Annotated in this window: 17 protein-coding genes, 1 tRNA gene, 1 other RNA gene and 1 pseudogene (1 of these 20 cut by a window edge); 6 read left to right on the forward strand and 14 right to left on the reverse strand. The window is 71.7% G+C overall.

The window, feature by feature from the left end; genetic code table 11:
* Window positions 1–1,923, reverse strand: the beginning of a protein-coding gene (locus ACU436_RS22935) for a preprotein translocase subunit SecA (RefSeq protein WP_459028497.1). It extends 26,421 nt beyond the left edge of the window; only the first 1,923 of its 28,344 coding nucleotides appear in the window; it begins with the start codon at window positions 1,921–1,923; its stop codon lies off the left edge, out of view.
* Window positions 1,924–2,266: 343 nt separating this feature from the next.
* On the opposite strand from ACU436_RS22935, the pseudogene ACU436_RS22940 reads away from it, so the two are divergent.
* Together ACU436_RS22940 and ACU436_RS22945 are read left to right on the forward strand one after the other, a co-directional pair.
* Window positions 2,267–2,494: pseudogene (locus tag ACU436_RS22940) on the forward strand (tyrosine-type recombinase/integrase); the annotation flags it as partial.
* A gap of 71 nt (window positions 2,495–2,565) precedes the next feature.
* The gene (locus ACU436_RS22945; protein ID WP_459028499.1) at window positions 2,566–2,919 is read left to right on the forward strand and encodes a VOC family protein; all 354 of its coding nucleotides are present in this window, start codon (window positions 2,566–2,568) and stop codon (window positions 2,917–2,919) included.
* Between the two features lie 216 nt (window positions 2,920–3,135).
* On the opposite strand, the gene ACU436_RS22950 is transcribed toward ACU436_RS22945, so the two are convergent.
* Window positions 3,136–3,208 (reverse strand) — tRNA-Ala (locus ACU436_RS22950).
* An 83-nt stretch (window positions 3,209–3,291) separates the two neighbouring features.
* Here ACU436_RS22950 and ACU436_RS22955 point away from each other — a divergent pair.
* The gene (locus ACU436_RS22955) at window positions 3,292–5,274 is read left to right on the forward strand and encodes a S9 family peptidase (protein WP_459028501.1); all 1,983 of its coding nucleotides are present in this window, start codon (window positions 3,292–3,294) and stop codon (window positions 5,272–5,274) included.
* A gap of 2 nt (window positions 5,275–5,276) precedes the next feature.
* Here ACU436_RS22955 and ACU436_RS22960 read toward each other — a convergent pair whose 3' ends face one another.
* Window positions 5,277–6,017 (reverse strand): DsbA family protein, encoded by a 741-nt coding sequence (locus ACU436_RS22960; protein WP_459028503.1) that lies wholly within the window; start codon window positions 6,015–6,017, stop codon window positions 5,277–5,279.
* Between the two features lies 1 nt (window position 6,018).
* The gene (locus ACU436_RS22965; RefSeq protein WP_459028505.1) at window positions 6,019–6,495 is read right to left on the reverse strand and encodes a MauE/DoxX family redox-associated membrane protein; all 477 of its coding nucleotides are present in this window, start codon (window positions 6,493–6,495) and stop codon (window positions 6,019–6,021) included.
* 88 nt (window positions 6,496–6,583) lie between these two features.
* Between ACU436_RS22965 and ACU436_RS22970 the strand changes: the two genes are divergently transcribed.
* Entirely contained in the window at window positions 6,584–7,309 is a 726-nt protein-coding gene (locus tag ACU436_RS22970; RefSeq protein ID WP_459028507.1) for a VIT1/CCC1 transporter family protein, read from the forward strand.
* Here ACU436_RS22970 and ACU436_RS22975 read toward each other — a convergent pair.
* Window positions 7,299–8,519 (reverse strand): MFS transporter, encoded by a 1,221-nt coding sequence (locus ACU436_RS22975; protein WP_459028509.1) that lies wholly within the window; start codon window positions 8,517–8,519, stop codon window positions 7,299–7,301. The genes ACU436_RS22970 and ACU436_RS22975 overlap by 11 nt on opposite strands.
* 20 nt (window positions 8,520–8,539) lie before the next feature.
* Here ACU436_RS22975 and ACU436_RS22980 point away from each other — a divergent pair, with 20 nt between their 5' ends.
* Window positions 8,540–8,983, forward strand: coding sequence for an SRPBCC family protein (locus tag ACU436_RS22980; protein WP_459028511.1), 444 nt, complete (start codon window positions 8,540–8,542; stop codon window positions 8,981–8,983).
* 21 nt (window positions 8,984–9,004) lie between these two features.
* Here the strand turns inward: ACU436_RS22980 and ACU436_RS22985 are convergent, their stop codons facing one another.
* The gene (locus tag ACU436_RS22985; RefSeq protein WP_459028513.1) at window positions 9,005–10,180 is read right to left on the reverse strand and encodes a macrolide family glycosyltransferase; all 1,176 of its coding nucleotides are present in this window, start codon (window positions 10,178–10,180) and stop codon (window positions 9,005–9,007) included.
* Between the two features lie 248 nt (window positions 10,181–10,428).
* Here ACU436_RS22985 and ACU436_RS22990 point away from each other — a divergent pair, with 248 nt between their 5' ends.
* On the forward strand, window positions 10,429–11,172 hold the full coding sequence (locus tag ACU436_RS22990) for a VOC family protein (RefSeq protein WP_459028515.1): 744 nt from the start codon (window positions 10,429–10,431) through the stop codon (window positions 11,170–11,172).
* A 269-nt stretch (window positions 11,173–11,441) separates the two neighbouring features.
* On the opposite strand, the gene ssrA is transcribed toward ACU436_RS22990, so the two are convergent.
* The 8 genes from ssrA to ACU436_RS23030 form a co-directional block, all read right to left on the reverse strand.
* Window positions 11,442–11,833: a transfer-messenger RNA gene (gene ssrA, locus ACU436_RS22995) on the reverse strand.
* Window positions 11,834–11,920: 87 nt separating this feature from the next.
* Window positions 11,921–12,640 (reverse strand): hypothetical protein, encoded by a 720-nt coding sequence (locus tag ACU436_RS23000; protein ID WP_459028517.1) that lies wholly within the window; start codon window positions 12,638–12,640, stop codon window positions 11,921–11,923.
* 47 nt (window positions 12,641–12,687) lie between these two features.
* Entirely contained in the window at window positions 12,688–13,593 is a 906-nt protein-coding gene (locus ACU436_RS23005; protein ID WP_459028519.1) for an amidohydrolase family protein, read from the reverse strand.
* Window positions 13,590–14,075, reverse strand: a complete 486-nt coding sequence (smpB, locus tag ACU436_RS23010; protein ID WP_459028521.1) for an SsrA-binding protein SmpB — start codon at window positions 14,073–14,075, stop codon at window positions 13,590–13,592. The genes ACU436_RS23005 and smpB overlap by 4 nt, the downstream gene beginning before the upstream one ends.
* A 40-nt stretch (window positions 14,076–14,115) precedes the next feature.
* Window positions 14,116–15,018, reverse strand: coding sequence for a permease-like cell division protein FtsX (gene ftsX, locus ACU436_RS23015; RefSeq protein WP_459028523.1), 903 nt, complete (start codon window positions 15,016–15,018; stop codon window positions 14,116–14,118).
* A 4-nt stretch (window positions 15,019–15,022) separates the two neighbouring features.
* Window positions 15,023–15,712 carry a cell division ATP-binding protein FtsE gene (gene ftsE, locus ACU436_RS23020; protein WP_459028525.1) on the reverse strand — a complete coding sequence of 230 codons (690 nt, stop codon included), beginning with the start codon at window positions 15,710–15,712 and terminating at the stop codon, window positions 15,023–15,025.
* A gap of 308 nt (window positions 15,713–16,020) precedes the next feature.
* Window positions 16,021–17,118 carry a peptide chain release factor 2 gene (gene prfB, locus ACU436_RS23025; protein ID WP_459028527.1) on the reverse strand — a complete coding sequence of 366 codons (1,098 nt, stop codon included), beginning with the start codon at window positions 17,116–17,118 and terminating at the stop codon, window positions 16,021–16,023.
* A 31-nt stretch (window positions 17,119–17,149) separates the two neighbouring features.
* The gene (locus ACU436_RS23030) at window positions 17,150–17,662 is read right to left on the reverse strand and encodes a helix-turn-helix transcriptional regulator (RefSeq protein WP_459028529.1); all 513 of its coding nucleotides are present in this window, start codon (window positions 17,660–17,662) and stop codon (window positions 17,150–17,152) included.
* Window positions 17,663–17,859 lie beyond the last annotated feature (197 nt).

Consider the following 17,859-nt stretch of genomic DNA (forward strand, 5'->3'; position numbering starts at 1 on the left):
GTCCTCGCCGTGACGGCCCTTGCTGGCGCGCGGGGACGCGCGCGACCGCACATCCGAGAACTCCCGCGACGACGAGGTCGACACCTCACCCGCACTCAGCGTCGAGCAGTCACCGTCCCCACACAGCTGCTTGCGCTGCGCGGCGTCCAGCCCGGCCAGCTTCTTGGCCACCTTCGCCGGCGCCTTCGCGTCCTTGGTGGCGGACTTGCGGTCACCGACCGCCGTGCGGATCTCGCCTGCGACCCGCTTCGCCTCATGCGGGGACACACCCGCCACCCGGCCGGCCTCGCGCACCAGACCCTTGACCGCCTTGCCGACATCATCCCCGTCGACCTTGCCGGCCGCCACGTCCCGCGCGAGCCTGCCGGTCCGCTCCACCAGCCGCCGCACGTCCCCGCGGCGATCCTTCACACCGCCGGCCTTCTCGGCGTCCTTCTCGATGCGACCAGCCGGCTGCGCCGCGGTGCGGCGCAACTCGGACACACCATCCGCGTTCCTGCCCGCGGGGGTGTCCTCACCGTCGCCGGCCCGCTGCTGCGAACCGGCCGCCTCGGCGGTCACATCCTCCGCCGGCCGCCGCGCCTCGTCCGCGACCGACTTCACCGCATCCCGCGCATCCTTCTTCCCCCGCGCCGGCTTCGCGCCGCCCTCGCCGTCGCGATCCGCGGCGCGCACCCGCGCTCCGCCGCCGGCGAGCGTCGACCGCTCGTCCTTCGCCCCGCCCTTCGACCGGGCCTTCTCGTCAGCCTTCTCGCCGAAGGCCCTGTCGAGGGCACCGTCGACCGCGTCCTTCGCCGCGTCCTTGGCGTGCTTGCCGCGATCCCGTGCCTCCCCCAGTGCGTCGCGCACCCGCTCGCGCACACCCTCGCCGTCGCCGCGCCCGGCCGCCTTCCGCGCCGCCGCGACCGTGTCCCCGCCGTCTCCGGCAGAGTCCTCGGCATCCCCGCGGCCGGCGCCCTCGGCGTCGCCATCCCCGCCGCCCGAACGCTTACCCGCGCGCACCTTCCCGGTGTCACCCGCGCCCGACCCGTCGGCCTCGGCGGCGTCGCGATCCCGCTTCGACGTGACCTTCCCCGAGTCCTCACCGGAGTCCTCGCCCACCTTGTCCTTGGCCGTGTCCTCGGCGTCCGAGACCTTGTTCGCGGCCTTGTTCGCCGAGTCGCTCGACCCGGAATCGCGGGCGTCGCCGTCCTCGTTCTTCCCCTGACGCTGCTCGCCCGCACCGTCCTGCTCACGTTTCTTCTTCGCGTGGTCACCGCCGTCACGTTCACCCGAACGCGCATCGGTGCTTCCCCCCGCCGGCCGGGCCCGCGACTCCTCGCGATTTCCTGAACCCGCGGAGCCCGAAGACTCGCGCCCCTTCTTGTCGGACTTCTCGTCCGACTTCTTCTCCGACTTCTTTTCGGCCTGCTCCGACTTCTTCTCGCCGTCGCCGGACTTCTTCTCCGGCTTGCTGTCGGACTTCTTCTCAACCTTGTCGGACTTATCCGACTTCTTCCGATCGTTGTCGGACTTCTTCTCGGACTTCTTCTCCGACTTCTCGTCCTTCTTGTCCGACTTGCCATCCGACTTCTTGTCCGATTTGCTGTCGGACTTCTTATCGGACTTGCTGTCCGACTTCTTGTCGGACTTGTCGCTCTTCTTCTCCTTCTTGCCGGATCCGCCGTCACCGCCCTTGCTGCTGCCACCTCCCTTCATCAGGCTCAACTGGACGGCCGCCGGCGCCACCGTCGCTGCGGACGCGGGCGTCGCAAGGAACGCCGTCCCGAGCCACAGCACCACCACGGCGCCGACCAACCCGAACGTCCAACGCACCACCAACAGCACGCGGTCCGACGCCGAGAGCCGCAGCCGCACCGCGTCGACGTCAGCACGCAGGGGGAGGCCGATGGCCTCACCCGCACGCGCTGACACCTGACCCATGACGGAAGCTCCAGCAGTTGGCCGCGCGTACGCGGAGGGGGGAAGGAAGCAACAACCCGCAAGGACGCGCGGCCAGGAACCGGCACACAAACGCCCGGGCACGGGCCACCGGTGCACGTCGCGCCTGAGGCGAGCGACATACCGAGGCGGCCCGATGCCGCGCCCTTGCCGGTCCCGCCAGTCGCGAGTCGTCAGCAACCAACTGGGCCCAGCGCGGGCAATCGCTAGGCTGCCTGCTTCCCGCGTACGCAGAACGCCTGCGGGATGGCCCCGGCCTGGCTTCTGGGTGACTTTTGGGTGAAGCCGCTTCGAGGGGCCGGCTTACGAACCGCGCAACCTCACCCGCATGTTCGGCAAGCTCTGCGACGATCACGGGATCCGCCGCGTCCCGCTCCACGGTCTTCGCCACACCTGCGTCTCACCTCTGCTGGCGCTCGGCACCCACCCGCGCGTCGTCATGGAGATCGTCGGTCACAGCGCCATTGAGATGACCATGAACGTCTACGGGCACGTCAACCTCGACACCGAGCGCGCAGCACTCAACCACCTCGACGACGAGCCGTCGGACTAGAACCCAAGACCCGAGGTCGGCATCGGTTCCGGGACTTGCAAGCGCCGTCAGATTGGACCGACGATCGCACGATGATCGGACGCTGGCAGGGCCTAGCCATCGACTGCGCGTCTCCCCGAGATCTTGCGACCTTCTATGAAGCGCTCCTCGGCTACCGCCGTCTCGTCGATGACGTCGACTGGGTTGTGATCGGTGCCGGCCAGCGGTGGCCCGCCGTTGCCTTCCAGCAGATCCCGAACTATGTCCCGCCTACCTGGCCGTCGTCCGAGCGGCCATCCCACATGCACATGGACGTCCGAGTCGACGACCTCGAAGGCGCAGAAGCCGTCGTCCTTGAGCTTGGAGCCACGCTCCTGGAGCAGGGCGAACGCTTCCACGTCTACGCCGATCCCGCGGGGCATCCCTTCTGCCTCACCGAGTGGTGACTCCAGGGCCGCCGCTCCAGACCCTAAGAACGTAGAGGTCGTCAGTGCCGACGCAGAGCAGCGCCGCGACTACCGGCATCCATGGGATCGCGTCGAAGGGGACCAGTCGGTCCCGATACACAGGTGCGTCCACGCCTGGCGCCGTTGCTGTCAGATCCCGCTGTCATCGCGGACTGAACCAAGCAGCCCGACCTGGGATCGCCTCGTGAGAGTGGGTGGAGCTGAGGGGATTCGAACCCCTGACCCCTTGACTGCCAGTCAAGTGCGCTACCAGCTGCGCCACAGCCCCTTGCCCCGACGAAGTTACACGATCGCCCGAGCACCTGGCGAAGCGGGTCGCCGACACCTGGGTGTTGACCTAGGTTCGGCCTCGTGCAACCTGCTGACATCGGACGTCTCGTCACCGTCGCCGACCCGAAGCTCTCCCCCGATGGCCGGCGGGTCGCGTTCGTCGTGACCCGGGTGGACCTGGATGCCAACCGCTACCGCGGCTCGGTCTGGCTCGCGGCGGCGGACGGGTCGTCGGCGCCGTTCCCGCTGACGGCGGGCGAGCAGGACGGGCAGCCGGCCTGGTCACCGGACGGGCGCAGGCTGGCCTTCACGCGGCGTGCGGAGGACGGACGCAGCTCGCTGCACGTGCTGCCGGTGGACGGGCCCGGCGAGACCGTGACCGTGTGCGTGCGGCCGGAGTCGATCGGGCGCGCGGCCTGGTCGCCGGACGGCTCGCGGCTCGCGTTCGCGTCGCGGGAGCGGGCGAGCCGCTACGCCGAGGGCGACGACGACCGGGCCCGGCCGCCGCGGCGGATCGATCGCCTCTACTCCCGCCTCGACGACGTGGGCTGGATCATCGACCGGCCGCGGAGCGTGTTCGTGGTGCCCGCCGACGGATCGGGCGAGGCGGAGCTCGTGGCCGGCGGGCCGTACGAGCACGGCGACCCGGCGTGGTCGCCGGACGGGCGCACGCTCGCGGTGGCGGCCGCCCGGAGCAAGGACTGGGACCTGGAGCTCATCGACGACGTCCACCTGGTCGACGTGGACGGCGGGCTGCGGGCACTCACCGAACGCGGGCGGTCGCACGCGCTACCCGCGTTCAGCCCCGACGGCACGCTGATCGCCACGCTCGGCCAGGACAACCGCATCGCCCACTCCCACGCCCAGATCGTGGTGCTCGACGCGCAGACCGGTGACGAGCGTGTTCTGACCGCGGCGTTGGACCGCCAGTGCGTACGGGCCCCGCTGTGGCACGACGAGCACCTGCTGTTCTCCCTGGAGGACGGCGGAGACGTGGAGGTGTGGCGGGTGCGCGCCGACGGGGCCGGCGCCCCGGAGCCGCTGGTCGACGGTGCGCGGGTCGTCACCGGGTTCGACGCCGCCGGGGGCGCGCTCGCGTTCGTCGCGACCACCCCGACCGAGCTGCCCGAGCTCTACGTCCGCGACGCCCAGGGCGCCGAACGGCGGCTCACCTCGCTGGGGAAGGCCTTCCACGACGTAGTGCCGGCAGCCCGGCCCGAGTACTTCACGGTGCCGTCGCCCGCCGGCGACGCGGAGGTCGACGCGTGGCTGGTGCGCCCGCCGGAGACACCGGAGGGCGAGCGGATGCCGGTCCTGCTGTCCGTCCACGGTGGCCCGATGTCGCAGTACGGCAACTCGTGGTTCGACGAGTTCCAGCTCTGGACCGGTGCGGGCTATGCCGTCGTCTACTGCAACCCGCACGGCTCGACCGGCCGTTCCGAGGCGTGGGCGCGCGCGATCCGGCCGCCGGAGGCGCCCGAGGTGCCCGGCACCGGGTGGGGCGGGATCGACGCCGCGGACGTGCTGGCCGTACTCGACGCAGCGCTGGCCCGCGAGCCGGCGTTGGACCCCGAGCGCGTCGGCGTGCTGGGCGGCTCGTACGGCGGGTACATGACGAGCTGGCTGGTCGGGCACACGGATCGGTTCGCGGCGGCGTGCAGCGAACGGGCGTGCAACAACCTCGAGTCGGAGGAGTGGAGCTCGGACTCGGCGGGCTACTTCCACTACGAGTTCGGTGTGACGCACCTCGACCGGCCCGACGTCTACCGGCGGATGTCCCCGATGAGCCATGTGCGGGACATCGACACGCCGCTGCTGATCCTGCACGCCGAGGACGACCTGCGCTGCCCCGTGGAGCAGGCCGACCAGCTGTTCGTCGCCCTGCGGATGCTCGGCAAGCCGGTGGAGTACTGGAGGTTCCCCGCCGAGGGCCACGAGATGTCGCGCAGCGGGTCACCGCGCCACCGCGTGCAGCGGGCCGAGATCATCCTCGACTGGTTCGGCCGGCACCTGGGCGGGCGCCGGCCGGCCTTCTCGTGGGACCACCCGTCCCGGGAGGAGTGACCTCAGCCGAGCGCCTTCTGCAGCCAGCCCGTGTCGTTGAGGTCGATCTTCTTGTCGTCGACCGCGACGGTCGGGGTGCCGAACTTGCCATCCGTCTGCAGGTCCGGGTCCTTCGTGGCCTTGTCGGTCTCCTTCGCGATCGCGTCCGCGTGGGTGTTGCCCTGGACGCAGGCCGCGAAGTCACCCTGCGCCCCGAGGTCGGTGCCGAACTGGACCAGCTGCTCGTCGGTGAGGCCCGCGCTGCCCTCCGCGGGCTGCTCGTCGAAGAGCTTCTTGTGGTAGCGCGGGAAGATCCCGGCCGGCACGGCGCAGAGCGCGGCGTTCGCAGCACGCGTGGAGTAGCCCGCCGGGTTGCTCTGCGCATCCAGGATGGCGATCGTGTGGAAGCGGACGGTGAGGCGGCCGTCGTTCAGGGCGGTCGTGATCTCGTTGCCGTAGCGCTCCTCGAACCGCTCGCAGCTCGGGCAGATGTAGTCCTCGTAGACGTCGATCGCCACCGGGCCGGTACCCGCGGTGACGACCGCACCGTCGGCCTTGGCGGTGTAGGTGGGCTCCACCTCGTTGCCCAGGGCACGGGCGATCAGCAGTGCACCCCCGACGACCACGGCGACGACGATCACCGCGGCCACCACGATCATCGGGGTCCGGTTGCGCTTCTGCGGGACGCGGATACCCGCGGCCGCGAGGCGACGGTCCGCCGACTCCTGCTTGCGCCGCTTGTCGGCGCGCGAAGCTCCGCCCATGTCAGCCCATCCTCCTGGTTCCGAGCCGGTCGTCGAGTGCCAGCACCGTGCGCGGGCGCACGATCAGCCATCCCGCCATCAACAGGAAGCCCGCGTCGCGCAGGAGCTCCTGCATGTACGTCGTGTCGCCGGGCTCCACCGCACCACCGCCGCCGAAACACCCGCAGTCGATCGACAGGCCACGCGTCCACGCCTGCGCGACGCCCGCGATGAACACGAGCAGCAGCGCTGCGGACAGCGCGGCGACCAGGCGGGTACCGACCCCGGCCAGCAGCAGGACGCCGAGCGCGAGCTCGACCCACGGCAGCAGCGCGGCCACGACCTCCACGCCCGCGTCGGGCAGCACGTCGTAGGCCCGCACCGCGATGTAGGTCTGGTCCGGGTCCACGGCCTTGAGCAGGCCGGACACCAGCCACACGGCGGCGAGACCGAACCGTGCCAACGTCCCGACGACGTCGAGCGGGCGGGCGCGGTTCACGAGATCAGCCTAGCCAGGTCGGCGAACGCAGCGGGTAGCGACCCATGCGCGCAGGGTCATCGGAATCGGCGGATTCTAGGCTTGGATGATGAGCACCGTCCCTGACCCGACCGACCTCGCCGGGCACGATCACCACCACGCCGACGTCTCCGGCGGCTGGCTGCGGGCGGCGGTGTTCGGAGCGATGGACGGGCTGGTCACGAACATCGCGCTCGTCGCGGGCGTCGGCGGAGGCGGCGCCGACCGGGACACGATCATCCTGACCGGGATGGCGGGGCTCGTCGCGGGTGCGTTCTCGATGGCGCTGGGTGAGTTCGCGTCGGTGGACACGCAGAACGACGCGGTCGCCAGCGAGGTCGCCGTGGAACGCGAGGAGATCCGGATCCACCCGCTCGCCGAGCAGGCCGAGCTCGCCCAGATGTACGAGGAGATGGGCCTCACCCGGCCGACGGCCGAGGCGATGGCCCGTGAGGTGCACGCCAACCCGGAGCTGGCGCTCAAGGTGCACGTCGCGCAGGAGCTCGGCGTCGACGTCGACGAGCAGCCCTCGCCGTGGATCGCCGCCATCTCGTCGTTCCTGTGCTTCGCCGTCGGCGGGCTGATCCCGCTCATCTCCTTCCTGCTCGGCTCGTCGTCGCTGCCCGTGGCCCTGCTCATCGGCGCGATCGGGTTGTTCACGGTCGGCGCACTGACGTCGCGGTTCACCACGCGTACCTGGCTGTTCAGCGGGTTGCGGCAGCTCGGTTTCGGGGCGATCGCCGCGGGCGCGACCTACGTGGTCGGGATGCTGATCGGTGTGGGGATCACCGGATGACGCGGCGTCCGCCGGCTCCCGGGGCGGCCGCGGAGGGCAGGGTCTCGGGTGCGCGCAGCCAGAAGCCGAGCGCGAGGAGCGCGGCGAGCCCGGAGACCGCGAACGCCGCCCCGTACCCGGCGACCTCGGCCAGGGCGCCCGCCACGATCGGGCCGATGATGGCGCCGAGGTCCGCGACCATCTGGAAGCCCGCGAGCACCGTGCCTCCGCGGGCCCGGGAGCCGATCACGTCGGCGACGGCGGCGTTCATCGGCGGGTTGACCAGGCCGCTGCCCATCCCCGCGACCAGGCTGACGGCCAGGAACAGGATCGGGTCGGTGAGGAAGCCGAGGACACCGGTGGCAGCCGCCGTGACCGCGAGACCGGCGAGCACGGGCGGGCGGCGGCCACGCCGGTCGGCCAGCCGGCCGGCGACCACGAGCGTGGCCGCGTTCCCGGCGGCGAACACGGCGAGGGCGACGCCTCCCCATGTCTCCGCCTGCCCCAGCGCCTCGACCACGAACAGCGGTACGAGCGCAACCCGCACGCCGAACACGACCCATCCGTTGGCGAAGCCGGCGGCGAGCGCCGCGCGATAGGCCGGATGGGTCAGGGCTGTCCGGAACCGGGCCGGCGGCACCGCGGCCGCGGCCTCCTCGGATCCCTCTCCGGTCCATCCGCGCAACATCGTCAGCGCGACGCACACGACGACCACGAGCACCGCCGCGTACACGAGGAACGGCGCGCGCAGGCTCACGGCTCCGAGGCCGCCGCCGACGAGCGGGCCGATGACGTTGCCGAGCAGGAACCCGGTGGCCCACATCCCGGAGGCGCGCCCCCGCATGTCGACCGGGGCGAGCCGGATGAGCAGCGACAGCGCCGACACCGTGAACATCGTGGAGCCGATGCCGCCCAACCCGCGGAGCACGAGCAGCTGCCAGTAGCTCGCCGCGAACGCACACGCCCCGGTGCTCAGGGCCACGACCGCGAGACCGATCGTGAACGTCGGCACCTCGCCGACGCGGCCCACGATGCGCCCGGAGAGCGGCGCGAACAGGAGCCGGACGAGCGCGAACACGCTGATCACGAGCGAGGCGGCCGTGATGCCGACGTCGAAGGACCGGACGAAGACCGGAAGCGTCGGCGCGACGAGCCCGTAGCCGATGGCGATGAGGAACGAGCTGCCGACGAGGACCCAGATCTCGCGGGGCATCCGGTCCTGCACGTCCACGAACTCTAGCTCCCGAAGGTGTGACGGGTGGTGGGGCGAAGGGCCGGGTACAGGCGGGCATGGCGGAGTTCGAGGCGGAACGCGGTATCGGTGCCACGGCGGAGCAGGTGTTCGCGGTGGTGTCGGATCTGGACCGGCTGCCGGAGTGGCTCCCGGCGCCGGTGGACGTGCGCCCCACCGGGGACGGGGAGGTGCACGCCGACGTCCCGGAGCGCGGGGTCGACGCCGAGGGCACCGTGCAGGTGCGCCCCGAGCAGCTGCGCGTGGAGTGGGCCCACGCCCCCGAGTACGCGGGCTGGCTGCAGGTGGAGCACGCCGAGGGCAGCCACTCCACAGTGCTCCTGCACCTGTCGTTCCTCGGCGACCAGCCGGAGACGCACGGCGGCACCCCCGCCGCCGACGTGCGGGCATGGCTCGACGATGCACTGGCCCGCCTGGAACGGGTGGTGACCACCAGCGCCTGATCGATCGAGGCCGAGCCCTCGTCAGCCGATCAGGGACTCGATCACGTCGGTGGCGGCCGGAGCCCCGCCGGCGGCCCTGGCGATCTTCTTCTGCTCCGCACACCGATCCGCGACGTCCTTCGACGAGGCGACCCGCAGCACTGCCGCGCGCAGTCGGTCCGGAGTGACGTCCTCGGCCGGCAGGCACTCCCCGACGCCGAGCTCGGCGAGCCGTGGGCCGTTGACGAACTGGTCGGCGGCCTGCGGCACGGCGACCATCGGGACGCCGTGCCAGAGGCCCTCCGAGCAGCCGCCCATCCCGGCGTGCGTGACGAACGCCGACGCGTGCGCGAGCACCGCGAGTTGTGGCACCCACTCCCGGACGATGACGTCGTCCGGGATGTCGCCGAGCGTGGTCACGTCGACGTGCGGGCCGATGGCCAGCACGGTTGTCCAGCCGGTTCCGTGCATGGCGGCGATGCAGTCCCGCCAGAACCCCGGCCGGTCGTTGTAGGCCGATCCGAGCGAGACCAGCAACAGCGGCCGGCCCGACCCCGTTCCGAGGTCGGCGACAGATCCCTGGTGGGAGCGATCGCCGATCACCGGGCCGACGAACGTGTAGCGGGTCCGGTCGACCCGGTCGAGGTTCGGCTGCATCGCTTCCGGGATCAGCACCACCGACCGGTCCGGCGGGCCGAGGAACGCCCGGGTCCCGAGCCCGACGCCGACCTCGTCGAGCCAGGCGTCCATCTCGGACTGCCAGGCCAGACCCTCCGGAGTCTCGTAGAACGCGTAGGCCTCCGCGAAGTCCTCCTCGAAGGTGTCCCAGGCGACCATGTGCGGGGCCAGCTCGACCCGCGGCAGCCCGTGCACCCGGGACAGCGCGTGGCCGGCCCAGCCGCTGCCGTCGTAGCAGACGATGCCTGGCGGGTCGCCGGCCAGCGCGGCGCTGATCTGCGCGTACGCCGAGCGCGCCTCGTCGGAGAACAGCCGCATCGCCTCGACCCCGCCCTCGGGCCACTGCTCACCCTTCGCCGGGTCGGGCAGGTCGGTGTGGATCGGCAGCGGGGTTGCTCCGGTGGCGGCGACGGCGTCGGCGAAACGGTTCGGCACGGGGTAGGTGACGCGGTGGCCGCGGGCGACCAGTTCGGCCATCACCGGCAGGTTCGGGTGCACGTGGCCGTGCGCGGCGGAGGTGGACATGAGGACGTGGCTCATCGGAGCTCCTGGTTCGGAACGGGCAGCACGGAAACCCGCGCGCCACTGCGGCGGCGGTTGGATGCGCCTTGATCAGGCGTACAGGAGATCGAGGACCACAACGACGATCGTGTCAGACCCCGCTGCCCTGCCGCATCCAACTTCGAGCCCCCGCGAGCGACATCCCGGCACCGCGCTGCTCGGTGCATCGGCCCCACTGCGCATGCTCATCCCCCGGTTGAGGTCGAGAGATCTGGTGTGCTCCGGTCATGACGACGCCCGTTTCCTGGATCCACGCCTTCATCGACCTGACCGATCCGCTGCTCGCCGCTGGGTTGAAGTTCTGGGCCGCCGCGACCGGCTGGCCGGCGGGACAGCCGTGGCGGGATCATCCGGAGTTCCACAGCCTGGCGCCGCCGGACGGAGACGCGTACCTACACGTGCAGCGGATCGGTGCGCCGGCCCGCGTCCACCTGGACCTGGTCGTGGCCGGGGACGTCTCCGTCGACGACGAGCGGGCCAGGCATCTCGATCTCGGCGCGGTGGCCGGCGAGCGGCACCGCTGGTGGCAGGTGATGACCTCCCCGGGCGGGTTGCCGTACTGCCTCGTGGGTGGCCGGGACAGCACCCGGCCCGAGCCGACGACATGGCCGGACGGGCATCGCAGCCGACTCGTCCAGGTGTGCGTCGACGTCCCGGGCGCCGGCTTCGAGGCCGAACTCGGCTTCTGGCGCGAGGCCACTCGCTGGCCGGAGGAGACCGCCAGGTTCCCGGAGTTCGCGCGCCTCGCACCGCCGACGACCTCACCGATCGGCTTCCTGCTGCAGCGCCTGGGGCCGGCCGACGACGGGCCCGTCCGCACGCACCTCGACCTCGGCACCGACGACCGCGCCGCCGAGGTCGAGCGGCTGTGCGCTGCGGGAGCAGAGTTCGTGGACGGCACACGGCCGTGGGTCGTGCTGCGCGACCCGGCCGGCCTGCCGTTCTGCGTGACTCCCCGCCCGCCCGACTGACTGACGGCAACCCGAGGATCGATCGCCGCAGCGCCCGGAACTGCCACAGCCTCCGGAACCAAGGACGCGTCCGGAACCGCGGTCGCGCCCGGAACCGAGGTCGCGTCCGGAACTGGAGGTCGCGCGACCTCCACACCGAGCGAGGCCCGTGGGGCGAGGCGGGGGGTCCGGGGGGCGGAGCCCCTCCGGGCGGGGTCTGGGGGCTGCGCCCCCAGGAGAAACCCGAAACGCCCCCCACCCGCGCTTTCCGCGGGTAGGGGGCGCCTAGGGCGTGGAGGTGCCGGGAATCGAACCCGGGTCCTCCGTCACTTCACAAGGGCTTCTCCGTGCGCAGTCCGCTGTGCCTCTACTCGGATCCACCGGTCATGCGGACGAGCCGGTGTGACGATCCCAGTCGCTGTCTGGTGTCCCCGTCCGCCCCGCGACCGGGCGAACGGGTGAGTCCCCTAGCTGATGCCGGGATCCGGGTCGGGAACGCACCCGGGCCGACAGCTCCTCAGTGGATCAGGCAGCGAGCGCGAAGTCGCGCTGAGCCTGAACCGGAGCGTGCTGCGTATTAGCGGCACTTGTTTTTTTGCGACGTATGGTTAACGAGATCATCGTCGCCTTCCTCGGCACGCTTCACCTTGATCCGCATCCGGAGTCGAAACCGTTCACCCCCTTCTCCGCCCGTTGCAGGGCGTCCGGACAGTCTAACGCGAGGGCGCCCGCCGTTCATCCCGGTTCCGCACCGCGGTGTGACCGCGGGTCAGCCGTGGCGGCCCCGGATCCGGTCGGCGAGGGCGCGGACGCCGTGCCGTTCGTGCTCGCCGGTGCGCTGGGCCGGAACGTCCGCCTGGGCGTCGTCGGGGCCGGTGGCCTCCGCATGGCGGCTGCCCCGGTCCCGGCCGACGGAGCCTCCGGTGGCCGTGGGCCCGTGCCAGGCCCGGCTCAGTGGGTCGCCGTCCGGCTGGTCCGGTGCTCCGGGCGGCTCGTTCCGGCCGCTGTTCTCCTGGCCGATCCGGAGGTCGTCCGTGCTGCCTGCCGAGTCCGCGGCCGGTCCCTGTTCGTGCGGCGGCGGGCCCGCGTGCCGGCCTCGGCCGGCGAACTCGGGATCGCCGGGCGGCTGGGGCTCGCGCTGGTCTGCCGGGGGCCGGTCGTGGTCGGCCGCGGCGGGCGTCCGCAGGTCGTCGGTGCGGGCCGCCGGGTCGGTGGGACCGTCGCGGCGCGAGCGGTCGGGGTCGACGCGGTCGGCGGCGGCCTGCCGGGCCTGCGCCACCTCCCGGTCCTGTTTGCCACGAGCAGCCGCCTCGGCCGCCTCGGCCTCGCGGCGCTGGGCGCTGGCGGTGCGGATCTCCGCCTCGTGCCGGTGCTCGGCCGCCTCGATGCGCTGCTGGTCCTGCCTGCGTCGTCTGCCCTGCACGGCGAGGAACGCGACCGCAGCGATCACGGCCAGCACCACCAGCACGACGACGATTGTCAGCCCCATGTCCATCCCCGGGCGTACCCGCTGGTCAGGATCGACAATCGGACAGGTCAGAGCGCCAGCAGGCGGCTCGGGGCGGTGTGCAGGGCCGACCGGAGGAAGGCGGCGCCGAGGCGGTCGTCCGCCGCGGCCCACTCCGCCACGGCGCGCACCTGCTCCGCGTAGGGGTACGGGATGTTCGGGAAGTCCGAGCCGAACACCACTCGGTCCGCCACGTCCGCCAGCCGCGCGGGCCAGCCGGCGGGCAGCGGCGCGAACCGGGCGCTGAACGCGGTGCCGACCATCGTCGTGTCGATGTGCACGCCCTCGTAGCGGTGCACGAGGTCGAGCGCCGTGACGAAGTCGGGCATGCCGGCGTGCGCCAGCACGGCGCGCAGCCGGGGGTGCTCGGCGAGGACCTCCCCGAAGACGTCGAGCCCGGTGTGGATGCCCGGGATCGGCCCGTGCCCGCAATGCACGACGACGGGCACGCCGGCCTCGGCGATGAGCCCCCACGCCGGGCGCAACAGCGGGTCACGCGGATCGAACCCGCCGACCTGGACGTGCACCTTCACCGCACGGGCGCCGGCGTCGACGGCCGCGCCGAGGTACTCCGTGACGTCCGGCTCGGGATAGAGGGTGGCCGTGGGCAGGGCGTCCGGGGTGGCGGCGGCGAACTCCGTGACCCACTCGGTGAGCCAGCGCGCCATGCCCGGCTTGTGCGGGTACACGAGCGGCGCGTACGTCCGCACCCCGAGCTTGCGCAGCGTGGCCACCCGCTCCGGTTCGGGGGTGCGGTACTGGATCGGCCACGCGGTGCCGTAGTGGGTGACCGCCTCGTCGAAGTACGCCCAGACCTTGCGCAGCATCCGCTCCGGCAGGAAGTGCACGTGGATGTCGACGATCCCGGGCAGGCCGAGGTCGGCGAGGAACCGCGGGACGTCGTCGTCGGACTCCGGAGGCGCCGGAGGAGTCACCGCATCTCCCGGGCGCGCCCCTTGACCGCTCGCCCGTACGCCCGCTGGATCTCCCGGTCGGCGTCGCGCTTGGCGAGGTCGGCACGCTTGTCGTAGGACCGCTTGCCTCGGGCGAGCGCCAACTCCAGCTTGACCTTGCCGTCGCTGAAGTACAGCGCCATCGGCACGAGCGTGAGCCCGCCCTCCCGGATCTTGCCGATCAGCCGCTCGATCTCACCGCGGTGCAGCAGGAGCTTGCGGGTGCGGCGTGGCTCGTGGTTGGTCCAGCTGCCCCGGATGTACTCGGGGATGTGCAGGCCGCGGAGGAACACCTCGCCGTCGTCGATCGTGGCGAAGGAGTCGACGAGGGAGGCGCGGCCCAGCCGCAGGCTCTTCACCTCGGTGCCCATCAGCGCGACGCCGGCCTCGTAGGTGTCGAGGATGGTGTAGTCGTGTCGCGCCCTGCGGTTCTGCGCGATCACCTTGCGCCCCTTCTCCTTCACCTGTCCAGCCTACGCGGGGAACCGGATCGAGGGCTCGTGGTTACAGCCGCACGTACATCCGCAGCGTCGCGTAACCGGTGATCGCGGCGATGCCCCCACCGATCATCACGAGGATCGGGGCGACCCAGCCGATGTCGGCGAGCTCCACCGGCGGTACCACGCCGTTGGCGACGATGCCGGAGAGCAGCTGGTCGATGAACAGGAACTTCCCGGCCACCAGCCCGCCGACGGCGATGAGGGCGCCGATCACGCCGGTGACCACCGCCTCGATGAGGAACGGCAGCTGCGTGTACCAGCGGGTGGCGCCGACGAGGCGCATCACGCCCACCTCGGTGCGCCGGGTGAACGCCGAGATCTGCACCGTGTTGGAGATCAGCAGCAGCGCCGCGATCGCCTGCACGATGGCGAGCGCGAACGTCACGTTGCGGAAGCTGCCGATCATGTCGAACAGCTTGGAGACGACCTCGCGCTGGTCGATCACGTTGCGGACGCCCACCTGGCCGTTCATGGCCTGCCGCACGGCGTCGGCGCCCCCGGTCTGGTCGGCGAGCCGCACCCGCAGCGTGGCGGGCAGCGACTGGGGCCGGGCGACGTCGGCGAGGGCCTGCCCGGCGAAGAGCTCCTGGAAGTGCTCGTAGGCCTCCTGCTGGCTCTGGTACCGCACGGACTCCACGAGCGGCGAGCGTTCGAGGGTGTCGCGCAGGCCGGTGCAGATCGGCTGGCTGCAGTCGAAGTCGGCGGCCGAGACGTCCGCGGTGAGGGTCACCTGCACCTCGAAGCGGTCGCTGTAGAGCTGTTCGGTGCGGTCGATCGTGCGCACGGCGAGCAGCCCGGTGCCGACGAGGCCGAGCGAGATCGCGGTGGTCAGCACCATCGCGATGGTCATCGTGACGTTCCGGCGCAGGCCGGTGAAGACCTCGCGGGCGACGAAATCGGAGCGCATGCTCCTACCGCCCCACGCCGTAGACGCCGCGGGCGTCGTCGCGGACGACGAGGCCGAAGTCGAGCTCGACGACGCGGCGGCGCATCGAGTCGACGATCGAGTGGTCGTGGGTGGCCATGAGCACGGTCGTGCCCGTCCGGTTGATCCGCTCCAGCAGCAGCATGATGTCCTGGCTCGTGTCCGGGTCGAGGTTGCCCGTGGGCTCGTCGGCGAGCAGCACCTGCGGGCGGTTGACGAACGCCCGCGCGATCGCGACGCGCTGCTGCTCGCCGCCCGAAAGCTCGTGCGGCATGCGCTCGGCCTTGCCGGTGAGCCCCACGAGGTCGAGGACCTCGGGAACGACCTTGCTCACCGTGTTGCGCGACTTGCCGATCACCTCGAGGGCGAAGGCGACGTTCTCGCCGACCGTCTTGTTCGGCAGCAGCCGGAAGTCCTGGAACACGCACCCGATGCGCTGGCGCAGCTTGGGCACGCGGCGCCGCGGGATCTTCGCGACGTTCATGTCGGAGACGAAGATGTTCCCCTTGGTGGGCACGTCCTCGCGCAGCAGCAGCCGCAGGAACGTCGACTTCCCCGAACCCGACGGGCCGATGAGGAAGACGAACTCGCCCTTCGCGACCTGCATCGACACCCGGTCGAGCGCCGGGCGCGTCGAGGTCTTGTACAGCTTGGTGACGCGTTCCAGGCGGATCACGTCGCGGAAGGTTACTCGTGGGTCGGAGCCACCCCGGGAACCGACCCGCCCAAGCGGTGGCCTGGACGAGCAAGTCCGATCTTGATCGGCGGTCGCGCCTTGCATGATCATGTCGACGTCATGGGTCCTTGGGTGAGCCCAAGGCGTTCTGGACGAGAGTCTCCGCCGGGTGCCGCGCATCTGGCTGTGGTCCCGTCCCCGCACAGGAGGTGTCCGCGAGCGGGAGCGGCGGCGGAGCGCACTATGGATCCATACTGCTGTTTCGGGGCGGGTCGAAACAGCAGTATGGATCCATAGTGCTATCTGGTCTACGCCTGGCTGCGGCGCCAGCGGATGCCGGCCTCGATGAAGCCGTCGATGTCGCCGTCGAGCACCGCCGTCGGGTTGCCGACCTCGTGCTCGGTGCGCAGGTCCTTGACCATCTGGTAGGGGTGCAGCACGTAGGAGCGCATCTGGTTGCCCCACGACGATCCGCCGTCCTTCAGCGCGTTCATCGCCGCCTTCTCCTCCTGACGGCGGCGCTCCAGGAGGCGCGACTGCAGCACGCGCATCGCGGCCGCGCGGTTCTGGATCTGCGACTTCTCGTTCTGGCAGGAGACCACGATGCCGGAGGGCAGGTGCGTGATCCGGACGGCGGAGTCGGTGGTGTTGACGCTCTGCCCGCCGGGGCCGGAGGAGCGGAACACGTCGATGCGGATCTCGTTCTCCGGGATGTCGACGTGGTCGGTGGTCTCGGTGACCGGGAGGACCTCGACGCCGGCGAACGACGTCTGCCGGCGGCCCTGGTTGTCGAACGGTGAGATGCGGACGAGCCGGTGGGTGCCCTGCTCGACCGAGAGCGTGCCGTAGGCGAACGGCGCGTGGACCTGGAAGGTGGCCGACTTGATGCCGGCCTCCTCCGCGTAGGAGGTGTCCATGACGTCGACGCCGTAGTCGTGCCGCTCGGCCCAGCGCAGGTACATCCGCATGAGCATCTCGGCGAAGTCGGCGGCGTCCACCCCGCCCGCCTCGGATCGGATGGTCACGAGCGCCTCGCGCGGGTCGTACTCGCCCGAGAGCAGGGTGCGCACCTCGAGCGACGCGATCTCCTCGCGGAGCTTGGCCCGGTCGGTGTCGGCGTCGGCCACGGCGGAGGCGTCGCCCTCGTCCTCGGCCAGCTCGTAGAGGACCGGCAGGTCCTCGAGCCTGCGGCGCAGGTCCTCGAGGCGGCGCAGTTCGCCCTGGGCGTGGGCGAGCCGGCTCGTGACCCGCTGGGCCTCTTCCGTGTTGTCCCACAGGTCGGGCTGCCCGGCCTGGTCGGACAGGTCGGCGATCTCGGCGCGCAACGCGGGCAGGTCGGTGACCGCCTCGATGTTCTCCAGCGTGGCGGAGAGGTCCTTCAGATCCGCGGCGGCGTCGGGGTTCACAACGCTCCAGGTTACGCCCCTGCGACTCCGACTATTCGGGTATGGCGTCGAGGAGCTTGAGCACCGCGCGTACGTGCGCGACCGCGAAGTCGGCCACGGCCTTGCGGTACGGGTCGCTCTCACCGCGCGCCACCGCGCGGGCCACCGCGAGCCGCTCGGTGTAGGCCTCCCGGCTGGTGCGGACCAGCTCGGCCCGCTGCTTGGCGCCGAGGCTCCGTGCGTGCAGCAGGCGCAGCACCAGCGGGCTGCGCAGGCTGTCGGCCCCCCGCCCCGCGGCCAGCCACGCCCGGAACGCCCGCTTGCCCTGGGCCGTGATGACGTAGCGCTGCGACGCCCGCGGCCCCTGCTCCCCCCTCTCGAGCAGGCCCGCGGCGGCGAGCGCGGGCAGCTCCCGGTAGACCTGGCTGCGCGTGACCGAGAAGAAGGCGCCGAACCTCTCCGCGGCGGCCGTCACGAGCTGCCCACCGGACATCGGCCCCTCGTGCAGCAGGCCGAGCAGCGCGGCGGCGGTGGCGTTCACGGCGGGAGCTCGTGGGGCCGGCATGCCGGTCACCGTGCCATCCGGGGCCGCGGATCGCCACGACCGTGTGTCACCCGGGCCGTGTCGCCGCACCCGCCCGAACGCTTTGACGGCGAGCGCACAGAGGACAGCTCAAGGTACCGGCCGACGCCCGCCGGATCGACCGGATTACGCTCCGACGACCATCTGGCACGGGCTACGAGGCGCGCCGACGGGCCACC

This window comes from Pseudonocardia wallangbongensis, from assembly GCF_054486945.1.